This is a genomic window from Yoonia maritima (genome assembly GCF_003003285.1).
Taxonomy (GTDB): Bacteria; Pseudomonadota; Alphaproteobacteria; order Rhodobacterales; family Rhodobacteraceae; genus Yoonia; species Yoonia maritima.
Window position 1 is genome coordinate 154,374 of record NZ_PVTP01000002.1, and the last position, 14,514, is coordinate 168,887.

General features: G+C 54.7%; 13 protein-coding genes. 5 read left to right on the forward strand and 8 right to left on the reverse strand.

Going from position 1 to position 14,514, the window contains the following annotated elements; all coding sequences use genetic code 11:
* Nucleotides 1-170 precede the first annotated feature (170 nt).
* Complete coding sequence (locus tag CLV80_RS03285; protein WP_106354788.1) at nt 171-494, reverse strand: MafI2 family immunity protein; 324 nt, start codon at nt 492-494, stop codon at nt 171-173.
* 275 nt (nt 495-769) lie between these two features.
* Here CLV80_RS03285 and ileS point away from each other — a divergent pair, with 275 nt between their 5' ends.
* On the forward strand, nt 770-3,691 hold the full coding sequence (gene ileS / locus CLV80_RS03290) for an isoleucine--tRNA ligase (protein ID WP_106354790.1): 2,922 nt from the start codon (nt 770-772) through the stop codon (nt 3,689-3,691).
* A 39-nt stretch (nt 3,692-3,730) separates the two neighbouring features.
* Here ileS and CLV80_RS03295 read toward each other — a convergent pair whose 3' ends face one another.
* Nucleotides 3,731-4,720 (reverse strand): LLM class flavin-dependent oxidoreductase, encoded by a 990-nt coding sequence (locus tag CLV80_RS03295; protein ID WP_106354792.1) that lies wholly within the window; start codon nt 4,718-4,720, stop codon nt 3,731-3,733.
* A gap of 99 nt (nt 4,721-4,819) precedes the next feature.
* Here CLV80_RS03295 and CLV80_RS03300 point away from each other — a divergent pair, with 99 nt between their 5' ends.
* A complete protein-coding gene (locus tag CLV80_RS03300; RefSeq protein ID WP_106354795.1) occupies nt 4,820-5,278 on the forward strand; it encodes a methylated-DNA--[protein]-cysteine S-methyltransferase in 459 nt (152 codons plus the stop codon).
* Here the strand turns inward: CLV80_RS03300 and CLV80_RS03305 are convergent.
* The 4 genes from CLV80_RS03305 to fsa all read right to left on the reverse strand — a co-directional run bounded on the left by CLV80_RS03305 (nt 5,275) and on the right by fsa (nt 8,950).
* Nucleotides 5,275-5,973 carry a CDP-alcohol phosphatidyltransferase family protein gene (locus CLV80_RS03305; RefSeq protein WP_106354797.1) on the reverse strand — a complete coding sequence of 233 codons (699 nt, stop codon included), beginning with the start codon at nt 5,971-5,973 and terminating at the stop codon, nt 5,275-5,277. The two genes, CLV80_RS03300 and CLV80_RS03305, sit on opposite strands and share 4 nt — an antisense overlap.
* A gap of 43 nt (nt 5,974-6,016) precedes the next feature.
* The gene (locus tag CLV80_RS03310; protein WP_106354799.1) at nt 6,017-6,931 is read right to left on the reverse strand and encodes a tyrosine recombinase XerC; all 915 of its coding nucleotides are present in this window, start codon (nt 6,929-6,931) and stop codon (nt 6,017-6,019) included.
* A 4-nt stretch (nt 6,932-6,935) separates the two neighbouring features.
* Nucleotides 6,936-7,631, reverse strand: coding sequence for a DUF484 family protein (locus CLV80_RS03315; RefSeq protein WP_106354801.1), 696 nt, complete (start codon nt 7,629-7,631; stop codon nt 6,936-6,938).
* Between the two features lie 665 nt (nt 7,632-8,296).
* The gene (gene fsa / locus CLV80_RS03320) at nt 8,297-8,950 is read right to left on the reverse strand and encodes a fructose-6-phosphate aldolase (RefSeq protein WP_106354803.1); all 654 of its coding nucleotides are present in this window, start codon (nt 8,948-8,950) and stop codon (nt 8,297-8,299) included.
* 84 nt (nt 8,951-9,034) lie between these two features.
* Between fsa and CLV80_RS03325 the strand changes: the two genes are divergently transcribed.
* Entirely contained in the window at nt 9,035-11,227 is a 2,193-nt protein-coding gene (locus CLV80_RS03325; RefSeq protein ID WP_106355344.1) for a primosomal protein N', read from the forward strand.
* On the opposite strand, the gene CLV80_RS03330 is transcribed toward CLV80_RS03325, so the two are convergent.
* Nucleotides 11,224-11,814 carry a thymidine kinase gene (locus tag CLV80_RS03330; RefSeq protein WP_106354805.1) on the reverse strand — a complete coding sequence of 197 codons (591 nt, stop codon included), beginning with the start codon at nt 11,812-11,814 and terminating at the stop codon, nt 11,224-11,226. The genes CLV80_RS03325 and CLV80_RS03330 overlap by 4 nt on opposite strands.
* Nucleotides 11,815-12,060: 246 nt before the next feature.
* On the opposite strand from CLV80_RS03330, the gene CLV80_RS03335 reads away from it, so the two are divergent.
* A complete protein-coding gene (locus tag CLV80_RS03335; RefSeq protein ID WP_106354807.1) occupies nt 12,061-12,501 on the forward strand; it encodes a phage regulatory CII family protein in 441 nt (146 codons plus the stop codon).
* 5 nt (nt 12,502-12,506) lie between these two features.
* Nucleotides 12,507-13,214 (forward strand): arsenical resistance protein ArsH, encoded by a 708-nt coding sequence (gene arsH, locus CLV80_RS03340; protein WP_106354809.1) that lies wholly within the window; start codon nt 12,507-12,509, stop codon nt 13,212-13,214.
* 89 nt (nt 13,215-13,303) lie between these two features.
* Here arsH and CLV80_RS03345 read toward each other — a convergent pair whose 3' ends face one another.
* On the reverse strand, nt 13,304-14,422 hold the full coding sequence (locus tag CLV80_RS03345; protein WP_106354811.1) for a beta-ketoacyl-ACP synthase III: 1,119 nt from the start codon (nt 14,420-14,422) through the stop codon (nt 13,304-13,306).
* Nucleotides 14,423-14,514: the final 92 nt, after the last annotated feature.

Below are 14,514 nucleotides of genomic sequence, written 5' to 3' on the forward strand. Positions count from 1 at the left end.
TAGGTTAGCTGAGATGCGCCCATACCAAACATTCCCCCGCGAGAGCGGTGGTCATCTTGGTCATGGTTGTCGTCATCATGTTAGTCATGGCGGCGTGGGTAGCAGCTCAAATCACGGCTGGCAAGGGATGTGTACAAGATGCTTGTCCGCATGAATTCAAGGTGATCCAATTATTCATCAGGTGTCGTATCACCAGCATCGTTCTCCCATCTACGGAACAGAACCACATCAAGATTATCAAGCCGCCCCAAAGGCTCAGTCGAATACACCAATTCTATATCAAGATGATCGAGGGCATAACTTAGACCTGAGTCAAAGTTTACCGCTATGATTTCGGCTCTTTCACGCGTGAAATCATTGGGTTCGCGGTCAAGATAGTATCTGAACTTGGCGGATAGGCCATCCAGACGCAACACGACCATTCTCATGTCTCGCGAGATTTCGCCGATCAGGCACTTCACGGCCCAAATAAACGTCTTGTCATCTAGTGGCATTGAAAATTTCCCTAAGAGCCAATGGTGAAACCGTCGCAGGTTTTCGAAGATGCCACAATGAATTGAAACTTTGTAGGTGACACAGACGTCTGCAAACACGACCCTTTACCACCATTGCGACCCTGCCTATAAGCAGCTTCATGAAGTTGAGCATGATGATCATACGCATTATCTGCCCGGCGGTTTGATTGCCTCAAGCCAGCCGGGAAAATGGTGTCGGCGTATGCGCACCGCTCCTTACTCTATGATTTCCTGAATTTCGAAGGACGCTCCACATGTGCGCCGAGACCACAGACTATAAAGACACATTGAACCTGCCACGCACTGATTTCCCGATGCGGGCTGGATTGCCAAAACGTGAACCCGATTGGCTGGCCCGTTGGGCGCAGATCGGCGTGTATGAAAAGCTGCGTGCAAAGGCAGATGGACGTAAACCGTTCACACTGCACGATGGCCCGCCTTATGCGAACGGTCACCTGCACATCGGTCATGCGCTGAACAAAATCCTGAAAGATATGGTAGTACGTTCGCACCAGATGATGGGCCGTGACGCACGTTATATCCCAGGGTGGGATTGTCACGGGCTGCCGATCGAATGGAAGATCGAAGAACAGTACCGCAACAAAGGTCAAAATAAAGACGACGTTGATGTTGTGGATTTCCGTCAGGAATGTCGCAAGTTCGCCCAAGGCTGGGTTGATATCCAACGCGATGAATTCAAACGTCTCGGGATCACTGGCAATTGGGATGAGCCCTATCTGACGATGAATTTCCACGCGGAAAAAGTCATCGCTGAGGAATTCCAAAAATTCTTGATGAACGGCACATTGTATCAGGGCTCCAAGCCCGTGATGTGGTCGCCAGTTGAACAAACCGCATTGGCCGAGGCCGAAGTGGAGTACGCTGATAAGGAAAGCTTTGCGATCTGGGTGAAGTTCCCTGTGCGCGAAACGAATAACGCAGCCCTTGAAGGCGCAAGCGTTGTGATCTGGACAACGACGCCTTGGACCATCCCGTCGAACAAGGCGGTCGTCTATTCTGAAACCATTTCTTACGGTGTCTACGAAGTCTCTGACGCCCCAGAAGATAACTGGGTGCGCAAAGGCGAACGTTACATCCTTGCCGATAAGCAAGCCGAAGCAGTTTTCGCAAAGGCACGCATTGAGCAGTTCACTCGCGTAAGCGACGCTGGCGATATGTCTGGTACGTCGTTGTCCCACCCGCTTGCGGGTGCTGAAGGCAGTGATGGCGAATGGGATGATGCCCGCGATTTCCGCGCAGCGCCTTTTGTGACCGAAGATGAAGGTACAGGTTTCGTGCACTGTGCACCGTCCCACGGTATGGACGAATTCGAGCTGTACCGCGATCTGGGTATGTTGGAACAGGTGATCACTTACAACGTGATGGAAGATGGTTCACTGCGTGCCGATCTGCCATTCTTTGGTGGAGCGAAAATCCTGCGCGACAAACCAAACAAAAAGAACAAGAACAACCCTTGGGAAGGCGACGCGAACACCGCCGTCATGTCGAAACTGGCCGAGGTTGATGGGCTATTTGCGCGCGGCGTGATCAAACACAGCTATCCGCATTCTTGGCGTTCCAAAGCGCCCGTAATCTATCGCAACACGCCGCAATGGTTTGCTGCGGTGGATAAGGCTGTTGGTGATGGCAAAGACCAATACGGCACGACAATCCGTGAACGTGCGTTGCGTTCCATCGATGAACTGGTCACTTGGACCCCGCAAACGGGCCGCAACCGTCTGTACTCCATGATCGAAGCGCGCCCTGATTGGGTGCTGTCACGCCAGCGTGCGTGGGGTGTGCCACTGACTTGCTTCACCAAAAAGGGTGCGCTGCCTACTGATCCGGATTTCTTGCTGCGCAATGAGGCAGTCAACGCCCGCGTGCTCGAGGCGTTCGATGCTGACGGTGCGGATGCTTGGTATGCGGATGGTGCTAAGGCGCGGTTCTTGGGTAATGACGTTGATCATGATGCCTATGATCAAGTGTTCGACATTCTGGATGTTTGGTTCGACTCTGGCTCGACCCACGCGTTTGTTCTGCGTGACCGTCCAGATGGGTCCGAAGACGGGATGGCAGATGTCTACCTTGAGGGTACGGATCAGCACCGCGGTTGGTTCCATTCGTCGATGTTGCAGGCATGCGGCACGATCGGCCACGCGCCGTACCGTGCGGTTGTGACACATGCGTTTACGCTGGATGCCAAGGGCGAAAAGATGTCCAAATCCTTGGGCAACACAATCGTTCCTGAGCAGGTCGTAAAACAATACGGTGCAGACATCCTGCGCCTGTGGGTGGCGACGACCGACTATAAACACGATCATCGCATAGGCGACGAGATCCTCAAAGGTGTGGCAGACAGCTATCGCCGTTTGCGCAACACGCTACGCTTTATGCTGGGTTCGCTTGCGGACTTTACCGAAGCTGACCGCGTTGAGCCTGCCGATATGCCAGAGCTAGAGCGTTGGTTGCTACACCGTTTGTCCGAGCTGGATGAACAGGTGCGGGAAGGCTATGCGAAATACGACTTCCAAGGTGTGTTCCAAGCGGTATTTACCTTTGCGACGCTTGAACTGTCCGCGTTCTACTTTGATATCCGCAAGGATGCGCTGTACTGCGACGGCGATACAGCACGCCGCCGTGCATCGCGTACGGTTCTGGACATCTTGTTCCACCGCCTGACGAAATGGTTGGCCCCAATGCTAACCTTCACAATGGAAGAAGTCTGGCTGGAACGCTTCCCGGGTGATGACAGCTCTGTCCACCTTGAAGACTTTGCCGAGACACCTGCCGCATGGCGCGACGACGCATTGGCCGCGAAATGGGCTGTTGTGCGTCAGGTACGCCGTGTGGTGACCGGTGCGCTCGAGGTAGAGCGTACAAACAAGGTTATCGGTGCATCGCTTGAGGCCGCGCCGACTGTGTTTGTGACTGCCGACGTCGCCAAAGTACTTGAGACCGTCAGCTTTGATGATCTGTGCATTACCTCTGGCATCAACGTGTCGACAGACGCAGCGCCAGCGGATGCGTTTGCACTGGATGAAGTCGCAGATGTTGCCGTCGTCTTTGCCCGTGCAGAGGGCGACAAATGTCAGCGCTGCTGGAAAATCCTGCCCGACGTTGGCACGCACACACACGAAGGTGTGTGCGGACGTTGTGACGCAGCATTAAGCTAAGACTTTGATCCCCGCCCCATAGAGGGCGGGGATTTTTCGTTAATCGGCCTGAAGATCGCGTAAAACCTCTGCTGCGATTTCAAATGAACGCAGTCGTTCGCTGTGTTCGTGGATCATACCCGTCACCATCAGCTCGTCTGGTTGAAAGCTATCCAACAGGCTTTGCAGTTGGGTTTTGATTGTCTGCGCTGACCCGGTTGCAGAACACCCAAGCGCGGCATTGACCTGCGTGAGGACTTGGGCAGGTACTTCGGTCGCAATGTCATTCACTGGAAGCGGCAGTTTGCCGGGCTTGCCCATACGCAGCCGGGCAAAGGCCAACTGTTGCGACGTGCGCAGATATGCCGCCCGTTCATCGGTGTCTGCGGCGCACACGCCCGCCGCCATCATGACGTATGGCTTTGCCAGCCACTCTGATGGGCGGAATGTGCCGCGATAAACCTCAATTGCCTGTTCCAGCATTGTGGGGGCAAAGTGCGATGCAAATGCATAGGGTAGCCCCAAATGCGCAGCTAGTTGAGCACCGTAAAGGCTTGAACCCAAAATCCAAACGGGCACGTTAGTTCCTGCGCCTGGGATCGCCTGGACAGGCGTCGGATCATCCCCAAGATAGGCGATCAGTTCCTGCACATCTTGTGGAAAGCTATCCTCGGGCGCCATGTGCCTGCGCAAAGCGCGGGCCGTCTGCATGTCCGTACCGGGCGCGCGCCCTAGGCCTAAATCGATACGATCCGGGTAAAGCGTTGCAAGCGTGCCGAATTGCTCTGCGACCATTAGTGGCGCGTGGTTCGGCAGCATGATCCCACCTGCGCCGATGCGCATGGTCTTGGTCGCGGCGGCGACATGACCGATCACGACGGATGTCGCTGCTGACGCAATTCCGGGCATATTGTGGTGCTCTGCCAGCCAAAATCGGTGATAGCCCTGCGTTTCGGCAGCGCGGGCAAGGTCCACAGTGTTCGCAAGCGCGTCGGCTGCGGTTTTGCCTTCGGGGATGGGGGAAAGATCGAGTAGTGAAAAATGCTGCATCTTGGGCTCCTTAGCTGTGTACCTAGTGTCGCGGGAACAGCAATCCAAGGTGCACATCGTGCTTTGCGTGGCGGTATTAACTGACGTAGGATTTGTATGATGACAGGATTGATATGTAATTCATCCCCGGTGGGGGCGCTTGGGGCAGATGCCACCGACGGGGCGATCACGCGATTGATTTGGGGGCAGTCAGGGACATTGACTGACGGGCCACTGTTTGAACAGCTTCAGGCCGAGATGACAGCATATTTTGACGGTAGCCTTACGGAGTTCACCGTGCCGCTCGCACCACGCGCCAACGCATTCCAATCAGATTTCTACGGCGCGCTTTGCGCGATTCCATACAGTGAAACCCGCACCTACGGAGACTTGGCTAGATTACTACGTGTCTCGGCCCAAGCCATAGGGCAAGCCTGCGGCGCAAACCCAATCGCGATCTTGATCCCATGTCACAGGGTATTAGGCGCAAGCGGGTTAGGTGGGTATTCCGGTGAAGGCGGGGTCGAGGCAAAGGTCGCCTTGCTACGTTTAGAAGGCGCTGCAGGGTTGCTGATTTAAGTAGTCGACTTTTCGGGAATGATTTGCTGCGCGACCCCCGCCAGAAGCAGATAGATCGAGGTAATGACCAGCCCCCAATGCGCAAGGCTTTCAGGGTGGAAATTGACCCAAGCGGCCCAGCCAGCAAAGAATGTCCATGCTAGCGCCATGGGCAGCGTTACCCCCCGCCAACGCTCTGTCCGGACAGGGTGTACAAATTTGAGCGGCAAGAACATCGCGACGGCAAGGCTCGCAACCAAGAACAGCGAAACCCAGAAATTGGGCGCGAGCGCGAAGATGACCAACACCAGCATGTTCCAACAGCCCGGAAAACCTGAAAATGAGTTGTCTTTGGTCTTCATCCGCGTGTCTGCAAAGTACATCGCCGATGTGAATGTAATGATGATGATCGCGAACCATCCAGTCCAGCCGGGCAATAGCCCTGATTTGAACAGGGCATAGGCGGGCACAAAGACATAGGTCAGGTAGTCAATGATAAGGTCCAGCAGCACGCCATCGAAAATCGGCGCATTTGTTTTGACGTCATAGCGCCGTGCAAGCGGCCCATCTATTCCGTCGACAAAGAACGCAATAACCAACCATAGGAACATCATGTTCCACTTTTCATCAACCGCAGCAAGCATAGCTAGCATCGCGAAAACGGCACCTGTGGCGGTAAGAAGATGAACGGCGAGGGCTTTGGAACGTAATGTCATGAAGACTTCATGAGGGAAAAAACGGCAGGGGGCAATCGGTTAGTCACGCCTTTGGGTGTGCCTTGTCGTAGACTTCCATCAATCTTGCGGCGTCAACGGCGGTATAAGCTTGGGTTGTCGATAGTGATGCATGGCCAAGCAGTTCTTGGATCGCACGAAGGTCGCCGCCCGCGGCAAGCAGATGGGTTGCAAAGGAATGTCGCATCGCATGTGGGGTCGCCGTTGCCGGCAGACCAAGCTGCATGCGCGTTTGCGCCATGACCTTCTGGATTGCACGCGGGGAAAGTGGGCCGCCGCGGACCGCCCTGAACAGCGGCTCGTCCGGTTCTTTGGGGTAGGGGCACATGCGTAGATAGGCATCTACAGCGTCACGTGCTGTGTCAATCACTGGCACGATCCGTTCTTTGTCGCCCTTACCGGTGATCCGCAGCACGGCGGGCAGGGGGGCATCGGCACCCTTTAGGCCCAATGCCTCTGAAATCCGCAGGCCACATCCGTATAACAGCGTAACGACCGCACTGTCGCGGGCGGCAACCCATGGCTCGCGGGCCTGCAGTTCGACCGTTTCGATCATCGCCGTGGCCGCGTCTTCGGCCAATGGCCGAGGGAGCTTTTTCTGAAACTTTGGCGACCGTGTCGACAGGACGGCGGTAGGTTCAAAGCCTTCGCGTTCAGCCAGCCAACGATAGAAAGATTTTACCGCAGACAATGACCGCGCAAGCGACCGCGCACCAACACCGCGACCGCGCTCGTGTGCCATCCAAGACCGCATGTCGCGCACGCCAATCTTTGCGATTGGGGCTAACCCCTGCGCGCCGCCATTATGTTGCGTCATGAATGACAAAAAGCCCAATACGTCGGTTTGATAGGCCTTTAGCGTATTTTCGGCAGCACCTGACAAGGCGCGCTGGTGATCCAGCCATTTGCCCAAAACATCTGTGAGTGCTGGCGAAATCATCGGTTTATCCCAGCCAGCGGCGCATGACCCGTTCAAAGACGCCCGTAAAGAACGTGAGCAAATCAGTGCCTTGCTGCGCAGTGAATTGCTGCGGGTCTTCGGAGCCCATGATCAGCATTCCGGGGCGGTTACCTTCGCCAAGATCAAGCTTCAGACAAGCCTCTGACTGAATATAGCCGGCGCGTTCGCCATACAGGCTCGCGCCTGCGTTATCGAATTTGCGCAGGGTGATCTGACGGACGGGCATGTTACGACCAAGGGTGATGTAATCGTCAATAAACCCTTCGGGGACCACGGCGACGGCGGGGCCCATGTCATTGTCAGCCTCGGGTTCAGCGCTTTCCAGAACCAACCGGATTGCATCGACGCGCAAGGTGTTTGCGACATCGCCCGTTAGATCATCAAGAAACGCAGTGAACGTATCGGCGTCCATCATGCGTAGGATCGCGCGGTGCACCTGATTGGTGCCAGCCAGATTGTCATAGGCGGCGGCGATGACGTTGCGATGGGTGTCTTCAAGACGATCAAAACGCGCCTCTAGCCGTTCCATCGCGATGCCGCGCAGGTCAACAATATTCCCACCCTTGTTGTCATCATCACCACCCACAAGGGCACGCATGACGTCGTGATCCTCTAGCAAAAGGTTCGGGTTAGCGATGATCTGCTCGCGGGTCTTTTCGTCCATCTCGGGTTTACTCATAAGTCTGCTCTATCGTTTTTTCGAACTGTAACAGACTGAGACGCAAGGTTCTGCAACTATTTTTGCGCGATGATGCAGGGTGACTTTTGGGGCGCAGTTTACTGCTAAGAAGACTACTGAGCGGTGGCTTTCCGGAGCGCGACTTGAAGTGCGCATGAGCGCTCTACTATGTCCTCGTTGAACCTTCAGCGAAGGTCCGCTCTAGCGAAGGTGCTTTGGTATGCAATCAGCAGGAATGATATGTGTCGAGGGAAACGCGCTATTGCTCTCGGTTCTCTTCGAAAATGTCGGGTGTACAAAAAATGCTGTTTCGGGGTCGGTCGGGTTAGAAACGAGTATGCTGTCCGATGCGTCATCTTGCGCAATAAAATGTAGATTTCTAAGGAATGGAAATAGCACATGATTTGAACCTACTTCAATTCTTAGCTGGTTGGAAACCAATGCCACACGCTTATCGCAGGCAGGTGACCATGTAGACCAGTCTATGTAGATCTTATCGTCGAAGTAGTACTCATCCATGGGTCATTGCGGCCTTTGTAACGTCAAGCAGACAATGGAATACAAAACTCGGAACGTGTTGGCACCTGTTAGACATGCCGCAGTTATTCAAATTTCGATATGATTGCCGCCAAGTCACCCACGGGCAACTTGGCGGCAATCGTCGCTTACAGGATTTTGATACCTGCTTTTTCGATGTCAGCCATGAAGCCAGCCAGACCTTTGTCGGTCAGCACGTGGTTGGCCATCGCTTTGATCACTGCGGGTGGTGCGGTTGCAACATCGGCGCCGATTTTTGCGCATTCTGACATGTGGTTGGCAGAACGGATCGATGCGGCAAGGATCTGTGTGTCGAAGCCGTAGTTGTCATAGATGGTGCGGATGTCTTCGATCAGTTCCAGACCGTCGATGTTGATGTCATCCAAACGACCGATGAACGGGCTGATGAATGTCGCGCCTGCTTTGGCGGCCAACAGTGCTTGGTTCGCTGAGAAGCACAGGGTCACGTTGACCATGGTACCTTCGTCGGACAGCGCCTTACATGTCTGTAGGCCAGCCCATGTCAGTGGAACTTTTACAGCGATGTTTTTGGCGATTTTGGCCAGTTTACGGCCTTCGGCCAGCATGCCTTCGGCGTCCAATGCCACAACTTCGGCGGAAACTGGGCCATCGACCATGTCACAGATTTCTTTGGTGACTTCCAAGATGTCACGGCCAGATTTAGCGATCAGCGATGGGTTGGTTGTGACACCATCGACCATCCCCAGGTCGTTGAGCTCTTTGATCTGGTCGATCTCAGCGGTATCTACGAAAAACTTCATGTCTTCACTCCGAGTATGGGTTGGTGTTTGTTGTGTCAGCGTTTACCTGATGTCAGGCACAGCGTGAACCCGCAAAAGGCTGATATGACAGATAGCTATTTCCACGAGGGCGATTTGGTTGGGGTTTTGACCGCACAACCGCTTGATCGCTTATTGGATTATAAAGCCCCTGAAGGTGGATGTCACTTGGGGGCCTTTGTCGAGGTGCCTTTGGGGCCGCGCAAAGTGTTGGGCGTTGTTTGGGGTGCGGGTAAGGGTGATTACGACCGCAGTAAAATCCGGTCGGTCATCCGCGTTCTGGATGTCGCCCCGATGCGTGATGAAATGCGGGTGTTTCTAACGCGTGCTGCTGATTACACGCTGACCCCGTTGCATGCGATGTTGCGTTTGGCCACCCGAGCGCCCGGTCTTGGTGATGCGCAGTCGATGCGCAAAGTCTATCGCCTTGCCGACGGTGTGCCTGATCGCATGACCGATGCGCGCGAAAAGGTGCTGGCGGTGCTGCGTGATTACGGTGGGCTATCGTTTACTCTTGGCGAGCTGGCAGAAATGGCGGGTGTTGGGACATCGGTCGTTAAAGGCTTGGTCAAGCACGGTGCCGTGCGCGAGGAAGAAGCCCCGCGCGATACGCCCTATCCGAGGCTGGATCCAGATTGCGGTGGCAAAGAATTAAGCGCCGATCAGGCGGCAGGTGCCGAAGCATTGCGTGACGCGTTGCGCAGCGACAAATACGGGACGACTTTGCTGAAGGGGGTGACCGGGTCGGGTAAGACGGAGGTTTACCTCGAAGCTGTTGCTGAATGTCTGCGGATGGGCCGACAGGCACTGGTGTTGCTGCCAGAGATCGCCCTGTCTGGTGAGTTTATTAACCGCGTTGAGGCGCGGTTTGGAATGAAACCGGCAGAATGGCATTCGGGTGTAACGATGACCGAACGCCGCCGTTGTTGGCGCATGGTTGGGCAGGGTGACGCGCAGATGGTTGTCGGTGCGCGTTCGGCGTTGTTTTTGCCGTTTCAGAACCTTGGGCTGGTGGTCGTCGATGAAGAACACGACACGTCGTACAAACAAGAAGACGGCGTGCTGTATAACGCCCGCGATATGACTGTTTTGCGGGCAGCGATTAATGGTGCGCAGGTGGTTTTGGCGTCGGCCACGCCTAGCCTTGAAAGCTGGGCTAATGTTGAGGCAGGGAAATATCAGCGCCTTGAGCTGAAATCGCGTTTCGGGGCGTCTGTTCTGCCGAAAATGTCTGCGATCGATATGCGTGCCGAAGATCTACCCGGCGGTAAGTGGGTTTCGCCGACGTTGCGCGGTGCCATTGCCCAGCGGTTAGAAAAGGGTGAACAATCGCTCGTGTTTTTGAACCGCCGTGGTTACGCGCCGGTCACGATTTGTCGTGCATGTGGTCATCAGATTGCATGTGATCAATGCGACGCACGTATGGTTGAACACCGATTCCTCAAGCGTTTGATGTGCCACCAATGCGGTGAAACTAAACCGATGCCCACCGTTTGCCCCCATTGCGAGGCCGAGGATCGTCTAAGCGCGGTTGGTCCTGGGGTTGAGCGTATGGGCGAAGAAGTGGCCGAACTGTTCCCTGATGCGCGGATCGCGGTGCTTTCGTCCGATCTGTATGGCTCTGCCCGCGCGATGAAGGCACATATCGAAGAAATCGCGCAAGGCGGGACCGATATCATCATCGGGACGCAGCTGGTTGCAAAGGGGCACAACTTTCCAAAGTTGACGCTTGTTGGTGTCATTGACGCGGATCTTGGCCTGCAAGGGTCGGACTTGCGCGCGGCCGAGCGGACGTTTCAATTGATGCGGCAGGTTGCCGGGCGGGCAGGTCGGGCAGAGGCCCCGGGTGAGGCGATGCTGCAAACCTACCAACCTGAACATGCGGTGATCCGTTCTATTCTGGCTGGCGACGAAGAGGCGTTCTGGGCAGCCGAGGCGGCAGAACGAAAAGCTGCGGGTGTTCCGCCCTATGGCCGAATGGCCGGCATTGTTCTGAGTAGTCCGAATGTCCAAGAGGTTTTCGATCTTGGTGCTGAAATGGCGCGTCGGGACGAACCATTGCGGCGGATTGGGGCGCAGGTTTTTGGGCCCGCTCCAGCGCCGATTGCGCGGGTCCGTGGGCGGCACCGCGTCAGGCTATTGGTGAAGGCTGAAAAAACTGCGCCACTACAACAGGCGTTGGCGCAGTGGGCGGGCCAGTTTCGATTGCCAAATAACCTACGGCTCACAATCGATATCGACCCGCAAAGTTTTTATTAAGGCTGCGCAGTGTCGCCCATTTCTTCACGCCAGTGACGACGGCATAGCGACACGTAGCGATCGTTGCCGCCAATAACGATCTGGTCGCCCGATCGTGAAACTTGCCCATTTTCGTCTTTGCGGACAACCATCGTGGCTTTTTTTCCGCAGTGACAAATTGTGCGGACTTCACGCATTTCATCGGCTAATGCCAAAAGTGCTGCGGAACCGGGAAACAGTTCTCCTAGGAAATCGACGCGTAGGCCATAAGCCATGATTGGTACGCGTAGGTCGTCAACAGCACGGGCAAGCTGCCAGACCTGTTCAGGTTCTAGGAACTGGGCCTCGTCCACAAAGACGCAAGCGCATGGGCCAGAATCAAGGCGCGCTTTGATTTTGTCATACAGGTTTTCTGATGGGGCGAATGTATCTGCCTCGGCGCCAATGCCAATGCGGCTTCCCACTCGGCCTTCGCCAGCGCGGTTATCAAGCTGCGCAATCATCAGATAGGTTTCCATCCCACGTTCGATGTAGTTGTGGGACGCTTGAAGAAGCACTGTAGATTTACCAGCGTTCATCGTAGAGTAATTAAAGTATAGTTTAGCCATGGTGTGTCATTAACGCCGTGGCCGTTCGCTTGGCAATAGCAAGGAGGCGAGGCATCTGCCGGGCCCGGCAGGATGACCTCAAGGGATCTTGATCCTTAACATCGGATGTCCGTCGGCATCAAAACTGGTTAAATAATCCCCGAACACGGGACAATTTATCAATGACATAGCTGCAGTTAACAATTAATGGGAATAGAACGGTAGTTTTCCCCCTATGTGCAGGGGCACACGAGATGGAGTACAGGCATGAGCAATTATCTCAAACGGCACACGGAAGCGTTGGTAAAAGACGTGGGTATTGAAAGTGCCTGTGAGTTGACCGGGAAATCGAAGGCGACGCTGGGGCGCTACTATTCCGACAACCCAGAACATGCAGACCGCTATATGCCAGTTGATGCAGTTGCCCAGCTTGAGGCAGCTGCGTCTTACCCGCATGTTACTTCTGCGCTGGCTGAGATGCGCGGGATCACGCTTTCATACGACGTGGAACGTTCCAACAGCGAAGGTGGCGTGAACAACGATGTTATCAAGCTCAGCCAACGCTTTGCTCAGTTGATGGCGGAGTATAATATTTCTATCGAAGATGGCATCATCACGGTAAACGAAGCAAAACGTTTGTTGCGCGAAACGACCGCACTGCAAAAAGTATTGATCGATATGAAGTTGCATCTTGAGGAAAATAACTAGTCGCTATGGATACGACGGACCTGCCAAATATCGTTTCGGACGCTTTGCAACCGTTGGATTTTGCTTCGCTTGCTCTGCATGCTGATGATGCTCATGCGCCACGTATCCTATTGCTTTACGGATCATTGCGCGACGTTAGCTATTCGCGACGCTGCGCAGAAGAAGGAGCATGTGTGCTTAACGCGTTAGGTTGTGAAACACGCTTTTTCGATCCATCGGGTTTACCGTTGCACGGGGATGCGGGGGAAAGTCATCCTAAAGTAGTTGAATTACGTGATTTGGTCATGTGGTGCGAAGGAATGGTTTGGTCCAGTCCCGAACTTCATGGCGCAATGACCGGCGTTATGAAGACGATTATTGACTGGATACCGTTGTCACCAATCGGTGGTATACGTCCTACACAAGGCAAAACATTGGCGTTGATGCAGGTATCTGGCGGGTCACAGTCGTTTAACACAGTTAATCAAATGCGCATCCTTGGTCGTTGGATGCGGCTGATCACAATCCCAAACCAATCCTCCGTACCTATGGCGTGGAAACAGTTTGAAGATGGACGCATGAAGCCATCATCGCTTTATAATCGCATCGTTGATGTGATGGAGGAACTTGCGCGGTTCACCGTCATGACGCGCGGCCGGTCTGCAATGCTAACCGACCGTTATTCCGAGCGGGTTGAGACGTTGGAAGACGTGCACAAGAGGGTCAGTTCTTAGACCAGCGGAACAAACGGTACGCCGCATGCTGCAAGGCTGCAAAGTGCGGCGGCAATCATTAGTTTTTTCATTTCTTATTCTTCCTTAGGTTAGCCGCGTTCAACCACGACGGAACCCACGGAATAACCCGCGCCGAACGAACAGATCAACCCTTTGTCGCCGGTCTCAAAATCGTCAGAGTATTTGGTGAAGGCAATGATAGAGCCTGCAGACGACGTGTTGGCATAGTCTTGCAAGACGTTTGGCTGCTCGTGTGGTTCGGGTGGGCGGCCTAGGACCTTTTTGCCGATGTAGTCGTTCATCGACTTGTTCGCTTGATGGAGCCATAGGCGGCGTAGGTCTGATGCTTCGACACCAGTGTCGGACAGGTGGTCGGCGATGTGCTGGCTGACAAGCGGCAGGACTTCTTTGAAAACCTTGCGGCCGTTTTGCATGAATTGCATGTCGCGGCGGTCATCCATGGCGTCATGGGTACGGCGCAAGAAGCCGCTGTTGTTGCGGATGTTATTGCTGAACTGTGTCGCGCAACGGGTCGAAAGCACCTTGAAATGCGGGCGATCAAGGCCCTCGTCACGTTCAAGGTATGTGGCAGTAGCCACGTCCCCAAAGATGAAGTGACAATCGCGGTCACGCCATTCGAGGTGGGCGCTGCAGATTTCGGGGTTCACGACAATTGCGGAACGGATGGAGCCGGCGCGGATCATGTCGGCGGCGGTTTGGATGCCGAAGGTCGCGCTGGAACATGCGACGTTCATATCAAAAGCAAAACCACCGGCGCCCAGCAGCTGTTGGATTTCGACGCCAACGGCTGGATAGGCGCGTTCCATGTTGGAGGCCGCACAGATCACAAGATCAACATCAGCGGCGGTACGGCCTGCGGCCGAGATCGCTTTTTGGGCCGCATCTACGCCGATTTCGGCCATGTAGCCGGGTTCGTCATCTGACCTTTGGGCCAGGCGTGGGAACATGCGTGCGGGGTCAAGAGGGCCTTCTTTATCAAGCACATAACGGTTTTCGATGCCGGATGCAGCCACGATGAATTCGGATGAGGAGTGGGGCTTTGCCTTAACGGTGCCTGCTTCAATCGCGGCGGCGTTTTCAGCGTTCCACAGATCGGCGTAGGCGTTAAAAGCTTCGACCAACTCGTCGTTTGTGATGACCTGAGAGGGCGTGAAAAGCCCGGTCCCGGTGATGGCGACTTTATGCATGACAACCCCCATTTTGCGTTGTGCCACCTTATTGTGCAGCGCTAACATTTGTCCACAGCGGCGGGTTTGTGACCTAGGGGAACATCGGCTGC

Bases quoted from the DNA above. Each gene is read 5' to 3' on its own strand.
- ileS (WP_106354790.1), top strand. From the start codon at position 770: ATGTGCGCCGAGACCACAGACTATAAAGACACATTGAACCTGCCACGC.
- CLV80_RS03300 (WP_106354795.1), top strand. From the start codon at position 4,820: ATGACAGGATTGATATGTAATTCATCCCCGGTGGGGGCGCTTGGGGCA.
- CLV80_RS03335 (WP_106354807.1), top strand. From the start codon at position 12,061: ATGAGCAATTATCTCAAACGGCACACGGAAGCGTTGGTAAAAGACGTG.
- arsH (WP_106354809.1), top strand. From the start codon at position 12,507: ATGGATACGACGGACCTGCCAAATATCGTTTCGGACGCTTTGCAACCG.
- fsa (WP_106354803.1), bottom strand. From the start codon at position 8,950: ATGAAGTTTTTCGTAGATACCGCTGAGATCGACCAGATCAAAGAGCTC.
- CLV80_RS03315 (WP_106354801.1), bottom strand. From the start codon at position 7,631: ATGAGTAAACCCGAGATGGACGAAAAGACCCGCGAGCAGATCATCGCT.
- CLV80_RS03330 (WP_106354805.1), bottom strand. From the start codon at position 11,814: ATGGCTAAACTATACTTTAATTACTCTACGATGAACGCTGGTAAATCT.
- CLV80_RS03295 (WP_106354792.1), bottom strand. From the start codon at position 4,720: ATGCAGCATTTTTCACTACTCGATCTTTCCCCCATCCCCGAAGGCAAA.
- CLV80_RS03325 (WP_106355344.1), top strand. From the start codon at position 9,035: ATGACAGATAGCTATTTCCACGAGGGCGATTTGGTTGGGGTTTTGACC.
- CLV80_RS03345 (WP_106354811.1), bottom strand. From the start codon at position 14,422: ATGCATAAAGTCGCCATCACCGGGACCGGGCTTTTCACGCCCTCTCAG.
- CLV80_RS03310 (WP_106354799.1), bottom strand. From the start codon at position 6,931: ATGATTTCGCCAGCACTCACAGATGTTTTGGGCAAATGGCTGGATCAC.
- CLV80_RS03285 (WP_106354788.1), bottom strand. From the start codon at position 494: ATGCCACTAGATGACAAGACGTTTATTTGGGCCGTGAAGTGCCTGATC.
- CLV80_RS03305 (WP_106354797.1), bottom strand. From the start codon at position 5,973: ATGACATTACGTTCCAAAGCCCTCGCCGTTCATCTTCTTACCGCCACA.